Origin of the sequence: Glutamicibacter soli (assembly GCF_003309065.1) — a bacterium.
GTDB lineage: Bacteria > Actinomycetota > Actinomycetes > Actinomycetales > Micrococcaceae > Glutamicibacter > Glutamicibacter soli.
The window spans coordinates 37457-51666 of record NZ_POAF01000008.1; the positions used below are offsets into that span (position 1 = coordinate 37457).

Consider the following 14210-nt stretch of genomic DNA (forward strand, 5'->3'; position numbering starts at 1 on the left):
TTGATTCTTGACGAAGGCAATCCATCAAGGGGAAACATGAGCCAGGAATTTTCGTTCAACCTGCAGAACGTCGTCGAATCGGACATGGCCTGTGTCGACGGCGTGTGCTTTGTACCCGCTGCTACGACTGGAGCTGCGGAAGAAGATAGTCCCGCAGCACCACCGCGTGATTGACCTCTTCGTTTTTCGCTCCGTAAACAAACGTCACCGTCGGGTGCTGCGCTAGCAGCTCCAGGAATTCGTCCACCGCAGGATTCTGGTTCAGCTCCTGCCGGTAGTGTTCGGCGAACTCGGAGAACCGCTCAGGGTCGTGGTGCCAGGCCTTGCGCAGCTCCGAGCTCGGAGTCACCGCCTTGGCCCATTTCTCGATTTCCAGTTGCTGCTTGGTCAAACCACGAGGCCAGAGGCGATCCACCAGAATCCGGTAGCCATCTGAATCCGAAGGATCCGCATAGGCACGCTTCAGGAGAATCCTGGTCATGACGCTCACCCTTTCACTACGCACCACGGGGCCCGCGGATGTTTTGGACCCCGAACCATCTCCAATACTTGCATGATCCCACGAATGAGCATGGGGGGAGCTGGAAATATCGGCTTTTCTGTTATCGCCGACCTCTTGAGTAGGCTAATCTGGAAATAGTTTGGTAGAGCGTATCGAACTAATGTTGATTCAAGGTCGTCTTGCACGAACTTAACGCAGAACTTCTGGAGGACCACAAATGTCGGAAAATGGGCCGGTAACCCCGCACAACGAGTCTGCGTCCGAGACGACCAATATTTCGCTTCCCTCGTTCCAGAGCTCCTCCGAGCCTGCCGTCATCTACACGCTGAGCGAGGATGAAAAGCGCGCCGTCGCCGCGCTCCCGTCCGGCTCCGCACTGCTGGTAGCCCACACCGGACCGAACAAGGGCGCCCGCTTCCTGCTGGACACCGACGAAAGCATCGCCGGCCGCCACCCGAACGCTGACATCTTCCTTGACGACGTCACGGTCTCGCGCCGCCACGCCAAGTTCACCCGCACCGAGAAGGGCTTCACGCTGACCGATATCGGTTCGCTGAACGGCACCTACATCAACGGCGACCGCATAGACTCCATTACCCTGACCAACGGTGTCCAGGTTCAGATCGGGAAGTTCCGACTCAATTTCTACCAAAGCGTGCCTAACCTTTAAACTGGTTCAGTTAGAGGTCTTGTTGCCTGCATCGATCGCGCCGGCAACCACGTAATCATCGAGGTGTTAGTTCTTTGCCGATGTTCAATGCAGCCAGTAGCCCACGACTCGAGGCGATCCGTCACGAGGGCGTGCGGCAGGCTGCGCTCAACATCGGCGAGGTGCTGGCCGAGCTCAAGGATGAATTTCCGCGGGTCACCGCCTCGAAGATCCGCTTCCTCGAAGACAAGGGCCTGATCATCCCGCAGCGCACCTCGGCGGGCTACCGCAAGTACAGCGCTAGCGATGTCAGCAGGCTGCGCTTCATCCTGTCCGTACAGCGCGACCAGTACCTGCCATTGAAGGTCATCAAGGACCATCTGGACGCCCTGGACCGCGGCGAAGCCCCGGCAGCACTGCCAGGCGGCGCTCCGGTGGCGCCGGTCGCCGTCGGCAAGGACATGGCCGAAGCCGTGGAAAACCATTCCCGCTCGGTATCCATGGCGGAATTGCAAGGAATCACCGGTGCCAGCGAGACACTCATCCACGACCTGATGAAGTTCGGGCTGATCGAGACGCAGGGCGGACTGTTCGATTCCAACGGCATCCGCATCACCAAGTCTGCAGTCCAGCTTTCCAACCACGGCATCGAGCCGCGCCACCTGCGCCAGTTCCGCACCGCTGCTGAACGCGAATTCTCGCTGATCGAATCGATCGTGGGCAACGAGCTACGCAAGCCCGAAGTATCCGCCAGGGCGCGGGCTGCCGAAGAAGCCCAGGAAATTTCACGCCAGTGCCTGGAGCTGCATGAAGCTCTGGTGCAGCGTGCTATTTCCCAGATCGATCGCTAAGCTGAAGTCAGCAACGAGTTTTCAACCCTCAGGGGGCTATCATGCTGGATCTGGAGTTTGCGGGAATCCGCATTCAACTGCCGGCGAATCAACCGCTGCTGCTGCTTAAGCAACACGAAAAAGAACTTTATCTGCCGTTGTGGATCGGTGCACCCGAAGCATCGGCCATCGCGATGTCGGAGCAGGGGCTGACCCCTCCGCGCCCCATGACCCACGATTTGATGATCAACGTCTTCGAAGCGCTGGGCATCACCCTGGACCGGGTTGAAATCATTTCGGTCCAGAACGCCGTCTTCGCCGCCGAACTCGTGCTCTCCAACGGCAAGCGCGTGGACTCCCGATCTTCCGACGCGGTAGCCCTGGCGGTGCGCGTGCAGTGCCCCATCAAGTGCACCGAAGAGGTCATGCAGGAAGCCGGAGTCATCATCGAAGGGGCCGCAGAAGACGAAGAAGCCCCGGAAGAGCAGATGCGCGAGTTCCGTGAATTCCTCGACAACATCGACCCGGAAGACTTCTCCTCCTAGCCCGCCAGACCGACTTTGCCGCTTGGCATCCGGACTGCTGTGCTGCGGGAGGTCGCCGGTAAATTCCGACACGCCTTAAAGTTAAACTTGAAGGTCTTTGACCCGGGTTGAATATGGCCGTACCGTCATTGCATAGGGATATTTTTCGCTCACCCGGTTTCGTGGTCGTTCATCACTCGCACCCTGCCGGACGGCGAATATTTTGACACTCGCAAACGGTACGTGCTTACACGCAAGGAGCAATTGGATGGAGACAAGCCAGACAGGCCCACATCACGGGGCTCGCGGCGGCGTTCAGCGATCCAATGCCCAAGGCCTGCTCTTCACGGATGACCTGCCGCAACTGGACGAGCACGCGGGCTACCGCGGGCCAATCGTCTGCAAGGCCGCAGGAATCACCTACCGGCAGCTCGACTACTGGGCCCGCACCGGGCTCGTCGAGCCAGCCGTGAGGGGCGCCAAGGGATCGGGCAGCCATCGGCTGTATTCGTTCCGCGACATCCTAGTCCTCAAGGTCGTTAAGCGCCTGCTGGACACCGGGGTATCACTGCAGCAGATCCGCACTGCGGTCCTTCACTTGCGTGAACGCGGTGTTGAAGATCTTGCACAGATCACCCTGATGAGCGATGGTGCCTCGGTCTACGAGTGCACCAGCGCCGACGAGGTCATCGACCTCGTCCAGAAGGGGCAGGGCGTCTTCGGTATTGCGGTAGGCCGAGTTTGGCGCGAGGTTGAAGGTTCGCTGGCGCAGCTTCCCTCGGAGAACTCCGAGCAGCAAGCGCCGGAAGATGAGCTGGCAGCACGCCGCGCAGCCAAGGCGGCTCGCCAGGTCGGCTAGCAGGTGCGCCAGGCTAATAGACATTAAAGGCATGGTCCGGACTTCCCTCGGGAAGTCCGGACCATGCCTTTTTGTTTGACGTCTGGCTTCGAGCCCATTAGGAGTTCGGGAGGGCAGCCTTCTCCATGACGTCCTTGAGCAGGGCGTCGAACTGCGTGAGCATCGGTGCGGTGGTCTTGGAAGGCCATTGATGCACCGAGTACGCTGCACCCTGGATCTGCTGCCATTCCGGGTGTTCGGGGATTTCAGGCTTGACCATGGAATCGCCGAACATCTGGCGCATTTCAGACAGGCGGAAGGTGTGCTCGGCGGAGTCCTTGCGCACACGGTTGGCGACAACGCTCACGGGGCCCAGCGACGGGGCGAACTCGCGGCGGAACAGTTCCAGGGCACGCTGGGTGCGTTCGGTTCCGGCAACGGAGAACAGGCTCGGTTCGGCTACGAGGACCAGCTGATCCGAGGCGCTCCATGCCATGCGGGTCAAGCCGTTCAGCGATGGCGGGCAGTCAATGAGGACCAGCTGGTAGCCGCTAGTGCGGCTGAGCAGCTGGGTGAGGCGTCGAAGATCCCTGGTTCGCAGGTCCGGTCGGTCGTAGATCCCAGTGAACGCGTCACCCACCGCAACGTCCAGAACTGGAATGCGGGTACGGGACTTCTTTTCAGCGGCCTTCGACTGCCAGGCGGACGCAACCACGTTGTCCTGCAGCCGCACGCGCCGGGCGTTCTTCAGCATCTGCCCGATAGGCTGCTTGCCGTTGGCGCGCACACCAAGACCGGTGCTTGCGTCTGCATGCGGGTCGAGATCGATTACGAGGGTCGGAATCCCTGCGGCCAGTGCTGCCGAAGCCAAACCGAGTGTTACGGAGGTCTTTCCTACACCACCCTTGAGGCTGCTGATGCTCACTACGTGCACGGACCAGACCACGCCTTTCGCTGTTCGATTCTTGAACGTCCCGCCGAATATTTTAGTCTCTCCTCATCATAGTGTGCCCGGCGTGGATTCCCCGACTTTGCAACGGTCGATTTCGAGGTTTGACATAACTTAGTGATTAAAACTTCAGCACCGGTCAATATTTCCTATGGTCAGACCACAGGGAGAAATGTTTGGGTGATCTAGGCCTCGTCCGTGTAGGGTGATTGAAGAACGTGCTCGAACGAGCATTTTTGAGAGACCCGACACACCGGTCTCGGGCCATCGAAGTTCCGGGAGTTGCCTTCCGAAACGCGGCCCGGACCCATGTGTGCTGATTCGATGTAGGGACACTATGTTTGAAAAAATCTTGGTCGCCAACCGCGGGGAAATCGCAATCCGCGCTTTCCGTGCAGGCTACGAACTAGGCGCAAAAACCGTTGCAGTCTACCCGCACGAAGACCGCAACTCCGTTCACCGCCAGAAGGCCGACGAGGCCTACCAGATCGGCGAAGAGGGCCATCCGGTCCGCGCCTACCTGAATATTGACGAGATCATCCGCGTCGCCAAGGAAGCCGGCGCAGATGCAATCTACCCAGGCTACGGCTTCATGTCGGAAAACCCCGACCTGGCCCGCGCCGCTGCCGAGAACGGCATTAAGTTCGTTGGCCCGAAGGCCGAAATTCTTGAACTTGCAGGCAACAAGGTTGCAGCACTGAAGGCCGCCAAGGCTGCCGGCATTCCGGTGCTTGCCTCCTCCGAGCCCAGCGACGATGCTGAGCTGCTCATTGCCGAAGCTGACAAGATCGGGTTCCCGATCTTCGTCAAGGCCGTTGCAGGCGGCGGCGGACGCGGCATGCGCCGCGTCGACAAGCGCGAAGACCTGCCCGAGGCGCTGGGCGCCGCCATGCGCGAAGCCGGCACCGCCTTCGGCGACTCGACCGTCTTCCTGGAGCAAGCAGTGCTGCGCCCGCGCCACATCGAGGTGCAGATCCTGGCCGACGAGCAGGGCAACATCGTGCACCTGCACGAGCGCGACTGCTCGCTGCAGCGCCGCCACCAGAAGGTCGTGGAGATCGCGCCGGCGCCGAATCTGGATGAGAGCATCCGCCAGGCGCTGTTCCGCGACGCCGTGAAGTTCGCCGAGGCCCTGGGCTACCAGAACGCCGGCACCGTCGAGTTCCTGGTCGACACCGTGGGCGAGCGAGCCGGGCAGCACGTGTTCATCGAGATGAACCCGCGCATCCAGGTGGAGCACACCGTGACCGAGGAAGTCACCGACATCGACCTGGTGCAGGCGCAGATGCGCATCGCCTCGGGTGAATCGCTGGCCGATCTGGGCATCTCCCAGGACTCCATCCAGGTCCGCGGCTGGGCCCTGCAGTCCCGCATCACCACGGAGGATCCGGCCAACGGCTTCCGCCCGGACGTCGGAACCATCACCGTGTACCGCTCCGCCGGCGGTTCGGGCGTGCGCCTGGACGGCGGCACCATCTACACCGGCGCCGAGGTCTCCCCGCACTTCGACTCGATGCTGGTGAAGCTGACCTGCCGCGGCCGCGACTACGCCACCGCCGTGGCCCGCGCCCGCCGCGCACTGGCCGAATTCCGCGTCCGCGGCGTGGCCACCAACATCCCGTTCATCCAGAACGTGCTCAACGACCCGCAGTTCATCGCCGGCGACGTCGCCACCGACTTCATCGACTCGCGCCCGGACCTGCTGACCGGCAACGAGTCCCAGGACCGCGGCACCAAGGCGCTGAACTACCTGGCGCACGTGACCGTGAACCAGCCCAACGGGGCGCGCATCGAAGGCATCGACCCGCGCAAGAAGCTGCCGACCTTCCCGGGCGACAAGTCCGACGAGCCGGAGCGTTCGCCGTTCGACGGCCCGTCGAAGACCGCGCACCCGGCCGACGGCTGGCGCCAGAAGCTGCTGGAGCTGGGTCCGGAAGGCTTCGCCAAGGCGCTGCGCGAGTCCACCGCCGTGGGCATCACCGACACCACGTTCCGCGACGCGCACCAGTCGCTGCTGGCCACCCGCGTGCGTACCCGGGACCTGCTGGCCGCCGCGCCCGCCTACGCGCACACCGTGCCGCAGCTGTTCTCCATGGAGGTCTGGGGCGGTGCGACCTACGACGTGTCGCTGCGCTTCCTGGGCGAGGATCCGTGGAAGCGCCTTGAGCTGCTGCGCGCCGAGCTGCCGAACATCCCGCTGCAGATGCTGCTGCGCGGCCGCAACACCGTGGGCTACACCCCGTACCCGACCGAGGTGACCGACGCCTTCGTGAAGGAGGCCGCCGCCGCGGGCATCGACATCTTCCGCATCTTCGACGCGCTGAACGACGTGTCCCAGATGGCCCCGGCCATCAAGGCAGTGCGCGAGACCGGCACCGCGGTCGCGGAGGTGGCCCTGTGCTACACCGGCAACCTGCTGGATGCCAACGAGAAGCTCTACACCCTGGACTACTACCTGGACCTGGCGCAGCAGATCGTCGACGCCGGAGCCCACATCATCGCGATCAAGGACATGGCAGGCCTGCTGCGCCCGGCCGCGGCGGCCAAGCTGGTCACCGCGCTGCGCGAGCGCTTCGATCTGCCGGTGCACCTGCACACCCACGACACTTCCGGCGGTCAGATGGCCACCTTGATGGCAGCCATCAACGCCGGCGTGGACGCAGTGGACGTGGCCAGCGCCGCCATGGCCGGCACCACCTCCCAGCCTTCGGCCTCCGCGCTGATTGCCGCGCTGGAGAACACCGAACGCGACCCGGGCCTGTCCCTGGACGCCGTCGCCTCGCTGGAACCGTACTGGGAAGCCGTGCGCGCCATGTACAAGCCGTTCGAGTCGGGCCTGCCGGCGCCGACCGGCCGCGTGTACCAGCACGAAATCCCCGGCGGCCAGCTCTCGAACCTGCGCCAGCAGGCCATCGCACTGGGCCTGGGCGAGCGCTTCGAGGCCATTGAATCGATGTACGCCGCAGTCAACGAAATGCTGGGCAACGTGGTCAAGGTGACCCCGTCCTCCAAGGTGGTCGGCGACCTGGCGCTGCAGCTGGTCGGCTCCGGCGTTCCGGCCGCGGACTTCGAGGCCAACCCGCAGAACTACGACATCCCGGATTCGGTCATCCAGTTCCTCTCGGGCGAGCTGGGCAACCCTCCAGGCGGCTGGCCTGAGCCGTTCCGCACCAAGGCGCTGCAGGGCCGCAACGTGAAGTCCCACATCGAGGACCTGAGCGCAGAGGATGCCGCGGCGCTGACCAGCGACTCGGACACAATCCGCGGAACCCTGAACCGCCTGCTGTTCGCCGGCCCGACCCGCGACTTCGCGGCCTCGGTGGAGAACTACGGCGACCTGTCGGTGCTGCACACCCGCGACTACCTCTTCGGCCTGGTCCGCGGCCACGAGCACGTCATCTCGCTGGGCACCGGCGTGCGCCTGCTGGTCAAGCTGGTCTCCGTCTCGGAAGCCGACGAAAAGGGCATGCGCACCGTTGTGGTCACGCTCAACGGCCAGTCCCGCCAGATCAAGGTCCGCGACGAGTCGGTGGAATCCACCGTCAAGTCCGCACCGAAGGCCGACCCGAACAACGCCGGCCACGTGGCCGCGCCGTTCGCCGGCGCCGTGACCGTCAGCGTCCAGGTCGGCGACCTGATCGAAGCCGGCCAGTCGGTGGCGACCATCGAGGCGATGAAGATGGAAGCAGGCATCACCGCCAACGCTTCCGGCGTCGTCACCCAGATCACCCTGAACGGCACCAGCCAGGTCCAAGGCGGGGATCTGCTGGTGGTCATCGAACCGAAGTAGCATCTTAGGCAACGCGAACCTGCCGTAAACAAGCCGTGGCCCACGACGAAAGTCGTGGGCCACGGCTTGTTTATGGCACGATCATGGAGGCGGCACCCCACCCGGCGCCGGCCACGAACTACCCAGGAGGGAATATGAAAGCTGGCAGGAACACTTCCGACGGCGTCCCTGCCGCACGGCAGCAGCAGGCCAAGGAGGTCGCCGCCCTGCGCGCCGAACTGGGCGTGCTGCTGTTCACCCTGGACCCGGCCCTGCCGCTGGCGGAGCTCGCCGAGCAGCTGGCCGAGCAATTTGCCGAACTGCAGCTGCCCTCCCGAGTCGCCACCGCAGGACCGCAGCGGGTTGCCGCGGTCATGGACGGCAAGTTCACCGGAATCGACGTGCTGGTGGTGCTGGGGGACGCGAGCTCCGAGACCGAGGACCGGCTCATGGATCTGGTTGAATGGCTGCTGGCCAACGGGCGCCGCGCGCTGGCCGAGAACCTCGTCTTCGCCCAGCTGGGCCACCAGCCCAAGAACCGCCCGGCGCCGGCCTTCGCCCGTGTGGTGCTTGAGCGGCATTTCGCCGCCGAGGCACGGAAAAGCGGCCTCAGGTTTCCCTGGGCCGCTTCCTCCCGCGCATCGTGGGAGCTTGCCGGAGCCGTGCTGGACTATGCCACGGGCCTGGGTGCCGAGTAGATGTCCTCGATCAGCGCATCGTAGTCGCTGAGGACCACGGCGCGCTTGATCTTCATCGACGGGGTCAGGTGTCCGGAGGACTCGGTGAAGTCCTCGGAGACGACGCGGAACGCGCGGATGGATTCAGCCCGGCTGACCGAGGTGTTCGCCTTGTCGATGATCTTCTGGATGGCCTGCAGCACTTCGGGGTGCGTGGACAGCTCGTCCATGGACAGGTTCTTGTCCAGGTGGTGGCGTTCCAGCCAGCCCGGCACCGCCTCGGGATCCAGCGTGACCAGGGCCGAGATGAACGGGCGCCCCTCGCCGACGACGACGCACTGGGAAACCAGCGCATCGGCGCGGATCTGGTCCTCGAGCATTGCGGGGATGACGTTCTTGCCGCTGGCGGTGACGATGATTTCCTTCTTGCGGCCGGTGATCTTCAAGAACCCGTCCGAATCGAGCTCGCCAATGTCTCCGGTATGCAGCCAGCCGTCGGTGAAGGTCTCGGCTTCCAGGTCGGGGCGGTTGCGGTAGCCGCGCATGACGCACACGCCCTTGGCCAGGATCTCCCCGTCCTCGGCGATGCGCACCGCGTTGCCCGGCAGCGGCTTGCCCACGGTGCCGATCTTGATGCGGTCCAGGGTGTTCACGGTGACCGGGGCGGTGGTCTCGGTCAGGCCGTAGCCTTCGAGCACCGTGACGCCGATGCCATTGAAGAAGTGGCCCAGGCGCTCTCCCAGCGGCCCGCCGCCGGAAACCGCGTGGCGGATGTTGCCGCCCATGGCCCCGCGCAGCTTCTTGTAGAGCAGTGCGTCGAAGAGCTTGTGCTTCAAGTTGAGGCCCAGCGGGATCTTGCCGGACTGTTCGGCCCGCGAGTACTTCACCGCGACATCCACGCCCGCGTGGAAGATCTTGGACTTGCCGCCATCCTCGGCCTTGAGCATAGCCGAGTTGTAGACCTTCTCGAACACGCGCGGCACGGCCAGGATGAAGTTCGGCTTGAAGGACTGAAGGTCTTCGAGCAGGTGCTTGACGTCAGGGGTGTGGCCGGTGCGGCAGCCTGCGGCCACGTTGACCACCGAAATGAAGCGCGCGAAGACGTGGGCCAGCGGCAGGAACATGATGGTGGAAGCGCCGGGATACACGGCCGCCGGCAGTTCAGCCACCGCGTTCTCCGCGAGCTCGACGAAATTGGAGTGGGTCAGTTCGCAGCCCTTGGGCCGTCCGGTGGTGCCCGAGGTGTAGATGATGGTCGCGATGTCCTGCAGGTTCGCCGAGGAACGTCGCTGCTCCAGCTCTTCGTCGCTGACGTCCTTGCCGTCCTCGGCCAACTGGGCCAGGCCCTCGTCGAACTGCCAGACGTGGTCCAGGCATTCGAGCTGCTCCTGGTGGGCGGCTTCGCGGACCACCGCTTCGTGGGCGGGGCTTTCCACGACCACTGCCACGGTTTCGGAATCCGCGGCGATCCAGGCGACCTGGCTAGGGGAGGAGGTCTCGTAGATCGGGACGGTGACGCAGCCCGCGTACCAGATCGCGAAGTCGACGAGCGTCCATTCGTAGCGGGTACGCGCCATCAGGGCGATGCGGTCGCCGGCCTTGATGCCGTTGGCGATGAAGCCCTTGGCGATGGCTGCGGCCTCCGCGGCGAATTGCGAGGCGGTGACGTCCTGCCAGGTGCCGCCGGGAGCCGGTTTGGAGAAGAGCGCCGGATTAGCAGCTGAATTCGCGTGGCGCAGCAGCAGGTCGGTGATGTTCGACTCTGCCGGCGAGTGGATGCGTAGCGGAGTGCTGTATTCGCGCATCTGTGTCTCATCTCCTGAACTCGGTGTGACCCGGTGGGCAATGCGGGGTAATCCGCATCACATTGTTATTACTCTACAGTAACCTAGCGTTCCTCGGGTTCAAAGTCGATCAGACCCTTGCTCCATCATCTCCCGGATCGCGTTCGGTAGGTAGCCTTCTGAGTAGGTAGATCACGCCGATGATCGACAGCGCGACCAGGCCGATGTAGACGAAGGTCGGGGCCGAGCGGAAAAAGATCACGCACAGCAGCAAGCCGATGGGCCCGCCGGCGGCCATCGTCCAGGCGAGGTTGACCATCGGGTTGCCGGAGCCCAGCGCCGCCGGCTCGTCGGGGATGAACTCCTCCTCGGTCTCCTCGACCTCGTAGTCGCGGGGGCCGGTGACCGCGCCGGGGCCGGTGGAGAACAGTTGGCGCAGCTCGGCCTGGCGCTCTGCGGCGCTCGGTTCGCGCGGGGCGCCCTGGTCCAGGGTGCGGAAATTCTCAACGAGTTCGTCCCAGCGCGGATCGTCGGCGCCGGACGGCTTATTTTCTGCAGGGTTCATGGCCTGCCCTTCGGGGAGTGCGTGGCCTGCGCGGCTAGGTGGTGGAAGAACCGGGCGGATTCCTCGAAAATCTGCGCGGCGTCGTAGTCAAGGGTCGCGACATGCTTCGAATGCAGCAGCTGGTGGTGTTCGGCCAGGGTGCCGGGGTTCAGCCCTTCGGTCAGCGCGTGCACCGAGGCGTCGGAGACCACGTTGTCCACCGTCGAACGGAACAGCTGGACCGGCGCGGTGACCAGGCCAAGCCTGCTGCGGGTCTGCGCGAACAGCTGGTACAGCTGGTGCACCGCGGCCACCGGGGTGCGCCCGTAGGCCTTTTCGTCGGCCCCGCGTTTGGCGATGTCGTTGCTGATCGGGGCGACCGAACGCACCATACGCCGCAGGTACTTGGTATAGGGGGCCAGCGGACTGTCCACGACCAGCCCCGGATTCACCAGCGAAACCCCGGCGACGTTGCGCCGGGTAGCCAGGTGCAACGCCAGCGCGCCGCCCATCGACAGCCCTGCGACGAACACCTGCTCGTGCGTTGCTTCAAGTTCGTCGAACGACTGCTCGGTGGCCAGGATCCATTCGGAGAAATTCCGGCCGATCATGTCCTGCCAGGAGGTCTCATGGCCGGGCAGGACCGGGCACAGGGTGTCGAATCCGGCGGACTCGAGCGCCTGCGCCCACGGCAGCATGGCGGTCCTGGATCCGGTGAACCCGTGGATCAGCAGTACGGCAGGCTTCCTTGCCGGCTGGCCAGCCGCGCCCTGATGTACGTCGTGGCTCATCACGTCCCCCTTGAGGTGCTGCGTTGTACTGCATTCTTATTCGAGCGTAGTGCACAATTGAAGGGTGCGGACCCACGCCAGTCAACACCTCGACGGGCGTGTCCGCCCACGACGCCTGATGACGAGAAGAAGGAACCGCCCCATCGTGCTGTACGACTTTCTGAAACGCTTCGCGGTCAAGCCGCTGCTGCGAATCTTCTTCAAGATTGACATCCAGGGCATCAATAATATTCCCGTCGCGGGCGGCGCGATCCTTGCCTCCAACCACCTCTCGGTCAGTGATTCGGTGTTCCTGCCGGCGATGATCGAGCGGCCGGTCGTGTTCCTGGCCAAGGACGACTACTTCAACGGCAAGGGCCCCAAGGGACGGCTTGTCGCCTGGTTCTTCCGCAACATCAACCAGCTGCCGATGGACCGTTCGGGCGGCCGTGGCTCGGCCGCCTCCCTGGCCAGCGCCAATACCGCCCTGGCCGAGGGCAAGCTGCTGGGCATCTACCCCGAAGGCACCCGTTCACCCGACGGCCGGCTCTACCGGGCGAAGCTCGGCGTCGCCAAGCTGGCCCTGGAATCCCGCGTGCCGGTGATCCCGATCGCCATGATCAACACAGACAAGGTGCAGCCCATCGGCCAGCGCCTGCCGCACCCGGGCCGCATCGGCATCAAGATCGGCAAGCCGCTGGACTTCTCCCACCTCGCCGAGCAGTCAGGTGACCCGGCGGTGCTGCGCCAGGTGGCAGACGACATCCGCAAGGCCATCAACGTGCTGTCCGGGCAGAGCTACGTCGACGTCTACGCGCCGACCAAGGCCAAAAAGAAGTAGCCGGCGCCCGGGGCAGGGGAACCAGCGGGGAGCGTGCCCTGTGTTACGTCCGGTTGTTACATTGCACGCGGTGCTTTGCGCGCAAGGCACGTAGACTTGTCAAGGTGAGCGAAGAAAACCGAACCCCATTGCCCGGCTCATCCGTAGCCGGCCCCGCCACCGACCCGCAACTTGATCTGTGGCGTGATCTGCCTATTGCCCAACAGCCCACCTGGAGTGAGCACCCGGACTATAGTGCTTCCATTGCTGAACTGGGTTCGCGTCCGCCACTGGTTTTTGCCGGCGAGGTCGACGTTCTGCGTGAACGCCTGGCTCAGGCGGCCCAGGGCAAGGCCTTCCTGCTTCAGGGCGGCGACTGCGCCGAGACCTTCGCCGACGCTACCGCGGACAAGATTTCCGCCCGCGTGCGCACCATTTTGCAGATGGCCGTCGTGCTGACCTACGGCGCCTCGATGCCGGTGATCAAGATGGGCCGCATGGCCGGACAGTTCGCCAAGCCGCGTTCCTCGAACGACGAGACCCGCGACGGCGTCACCCTGCCGGCGTTCCGCGGTGACATCGTCAACGGCTACGACTTCACCCCGGAGTCCCGTGCCCACGACCCGAAGCGCCTGGTCCAGGCCTACAACACCTCCTCGGCCACGCTGAACCTGATCCGCGCGTTCACCCAGGGCGGCTTCGCCGACCTGCGCAGCGTGCATTCCTGGAACCGCGGCTTCATGGCCAATCCGGCGCACTCGGCCTACGAGCAGCTGGCTGGCGAAATCGACTCCGCCATCCGCTTCATGGACGCCTGCGGCGCCGGCTTCGAGGGCCTGACCCGTACCGAGTTCTTCGCCTCCCACGAGGCGCTGCTGCTGGACTACGAGCGTGCGCTGACCCGTACCGATTCGCGTACCGGCCTGCCGTACGACACCAGCGGGCACTTCCTGTGGATCGGTGAGCGCACCCGCCAGCTGGACCACGCCCACGTGGACTTCCTGTCCCGCGTGCGCAACCCGATCGGCGTGAAGCTCGGCCCGAACACCTCGGTCGAGGACACCCTGGCCCTGATCGAGAAGCTGGATCCGAACCGCGAGCCCGGCCGCCTGACGTTCATCACCCGCATGGGCGCCAAGAACATCCGCGAGAAGCTGCCGAACCTGGTGGAGAAGGTCACCGCCACCGGTGCGCAGGTCCTGTGGGTCACCGACCCGATGCACGGAAACACCGTCACCAGCAAGAACGGCTACAAGACCCGCAACTTCGACGACGTCATGGACGAGGTCCGCGGTTTCTTCGAGGTGCACGACTCGCTGGGCACCAACCCGGGCGGCCTGCACGTGGAGATGACCGGCGACGATGTGGCCGAGTGCCTCGGCGGCGCCGATCCGATCCGCGAAGAGGACTTCGACGAGCTCTACGAGTCGGTCTGCGATCCTCGCCTGAACCACCGCCAGTCCCTGGAAATGGCCTTCCTGGTCTCCTCGGCACTGCAGAGCCGCGCTCGCCGCTAGGCGCGCACCGGAGAACTGAAAAGGTCTGGCCCGTCAC

The 14210-nt window shown here is 64.3% G+C and carries 13 protein-coding genes; 8 read left to right on the forward strand and 5 right to left on the reverse strand.

Annotated features, from left to right (window positions below):
* Window positions 1-121: 121 nt before the first annotated feature.
* A complete protein-coding gene (locus C1H84_RS15425) occupies window positions 122-481 on the reverse strand; it encodes a DUF488 domain-containing protein (RefSeq protein WP_047118676.1) in 360 nt (119 codons plus the stop codon).
* 238 nt (window positions 482-719) lie between these two features.
* Between C1H84_RS15425 and C1H84_RS15430 the strand changes: the two genes are divergently transcribed.
* From C1H84_RS15430 to C1H84_RS15445, 4 genes are all read left to right on the forward strand, one after another.
* On the forward strand, window positions 720-1172 hold the full coding sequence (locus C1H84_RS15430; RefSeq protein ID WP_047118677.1) for an FHA domain-containing protein: 453 nt from the start codon (window positions 720-722) through the stop codon (window positions 1170-1172).
* 74 nt (window positions 1173-1246) lie between these two features.
* Window positions 1247-2002 carry a transcriptional regulator FtsR gene (ftsR, locus tag C1H84_RS15435; RefSeq protein WP_244910926.1) on the forward strand — a complete coding sequence of 252 codons (756 nt, stop codon included), beginning with the start codon at window positions 1247-1249 and terminating at the stop codon, window positions 2000-2002.
* Window positions 2003-2043: 41 nt separating this feature from the next.
* Window positions 2044-2526 carry a bifunctional nuclease family protein gene (locus C1H84_RS15440; protein WP_113607901.1) on the forward strand — a complete coding sequence of 161 codons (483 nt, stop codon included), beginning with the start codon at window positions 2044-2046 and terminating at the stop codon, window positions 2524-2526.
* Between the two features lie 247 nt (window positions 2527-2773).
* Window positions 2774-3364 (forward strand): MerR family transcriptional regulator, encoded by a 591-nt coding sequence (locus C1H84_RS15445; RefSeq protein ID WP_047118679.1) that lies wholly within the window; start codon window positions 2774-2776, stop codon window positions 3362-3364.
* Window positions 3365-3461: 97 nt separating this feature from the next.
* On the opposite strand, the gene C1H84_RS15450 is transcribed toward C1H84_RS15445, so the two are convergent.
* Window positions 3462-4277, reverse strand: coding sequence for a ParA family protein (locus C1H84_RS15450; RefSeq protein ID WP_047120635.1), 816 nt, complete (start codon window positions 4275-4277; stop codon window positions 3462-3464).
* A gap of 352 nt (window positions 4278-4629) precedes the next feature.
* On the opposite strand from C1H84_RS15450, the gene C1H84_RS15455 reads away from it, so the two are divergent.
* Both C1H84_RS15455 and C1H84_RS15460 read left to right on the forward strand, forming a co-directional pair.
* Window positions 4630-8082: a pyruvate carboxylase gene (locus C1H84_RS15455; RefSeq protein ID WP_113607902.1), complete on the forward strand. Its 3453-nt coding sequence runs from the start codon at window positions 4630-4632 to the stop codon at window positions 8080-8082.
* 134 nt (window positions 8083-8216) lie between these two features.
* The gene (locus tag C1H84_RS15460; protein ID WP_113607903.1) at window positions 8217-8759 is read left to right on the forward strand and encodes a hypothetical protein; all 543 of its coding nucleotides are present in this window, start codon (window positions 8217-8219) and stop codon (window positions 8757-8759) included.
* On the opposite strand, the gene C1H84_RS15465 is transcribed toward C1H84_RS15460, so the two are convergent.
* The 3 genes from C1H84_RS15465 to C1H84_RS15475 form a co-directional block, all read right to left on the reverse strand.
* Window positions 8732-10543, reverse strand: coding sequence for an AMP-dependent synthetase/ligase (locus C1H84_RS15465; RefSeq protein ID WP_047118682.1), 1812 nt, complete (start codon window positions 10541-10543; stop codon window positions 8732-8734). The genes C1H84_RS15460 and C1H84_RS15465 overlap by 28 nt on opposite strands.
* A 109-nt stretch (window positions 10544-10652) precedes the next feature.
* Window positions 10653-11087: a hypothetical protein gene (locus C1H84_RS15470; protein ID WP_113607904.1), complete on the reverse strand. Its 435-nt coding sequence runs from the start codon at window positions 11085-11087 to the stop codon at window positions 10653-10655.
* A complete protein-coding gene (locus C1H84_RS15475) occupies window positions 11084-11857 on the reverse strand; it encodes an alpha/beta hydrolase (RefSeq protein ID WP_113607905.1) in 774 nt (257 codons plus the stop codon). Before C1H84_RS15475 ends, C1H84_RS15470 begins: the two co-directional genes overlap by 4 nt.
* A gap of 145 nt (window positions 11858-12002) precedes the next feature.
* Between C1H84_RS15475 and C1H84_RS15480 the strand changes: the two genes are divergently transcribed.
* Together C1H84_RS15480 and C1H84_RS15485 are read left to right on the forward strand one after the other, a co-directional pair.
* Window positions 12003-12677 (forward strand): lysophospholipid acyltransferase family protein, encoded by a 675-nt coding sequence (locus tag C1H84_RS15480; RefSeq protein ID WP_047118685.1) that lies wholly within the window; start codon window positions 12003-12005, stop codon window positions 12675-12677.
* A gap of 104 nt (window positions 12678-12781) precedes the next feature.
* Window positions 12782-14173, forward strand: coding sequence for a class II 3-deoxy-7-phosphoheptulonate synthase (locus C1H84_RS15485; protein WP_047118686.1), 1392 nt, complete (start codon window positions 12782-12784; stop codon window positions 14171-14173).
* Window positions 14174-14210 lie beyond the last annotated feature (37 nt).

Coding starts and splice junctions, on each gene's coding strand:
- C1H84_RS15470 (WP_113607904.1), bottom strand. CDS start 11,087: ATGAACCCTGCAGAAAATAAGCCGTCCGGCGCCGACGATCCGCGCTGG.
- C1H84_RS15425 (WP_047118676.1), bottom strand. CDS start 481: ATGACCAGGATTCTCCTGAAGCGTGCCTATGCGGATCCTTCGGATTCA.
- C1H84_RS15475 (WP_113607905.1), bottom strand. CDS start 11,857: ATGAGCCACGACGTACATCAGGGCGCGGCTGGCCAGCCGGCAAGGAAG.
- C1H84_RS15440 (WP_113607901.1), top strand. CDS start 2,044: ATGCTGGATCTGGAGTTTGCGGGAATCCGCATTCAACTGCCGGCGAAT.
- C1H84_RS15465 (WP_047118682.1), bottom strand. CDS start 10,543: ATGCGCGAATACAGCACTCCGCTACGCATCCACTCGCCGGCAGAGTCG.
- C1H84_RS15430 (WP_047118677.1), top strand. CDS start 720: ATGTCGGAAAATGGGCCGGTAACCCCGCACAACGAGTCTGCGTCCGAG.
- C1H84_RS15445 (WP_047118679.1), top strand. CDS start 2,774: ATGGAGACAAGCCAGACAGGCCCACATCACGGGGCTCGCGGCGGCGTT.
- C1H84_RS15460 (WP_113607903.1), top strand. CDS start 8,217: ATGAAAGCTGGCAGGAACACTTCCGACGGCGTCCCTGCCGCACGGCAG.
- C1H84_RS15455 (WP_113607902.1), top strand. CDS start 4,630: ATGTTTGAAAAAATCTTGGTCGCCAACCGCGGGGAAATCGCAATCCGC.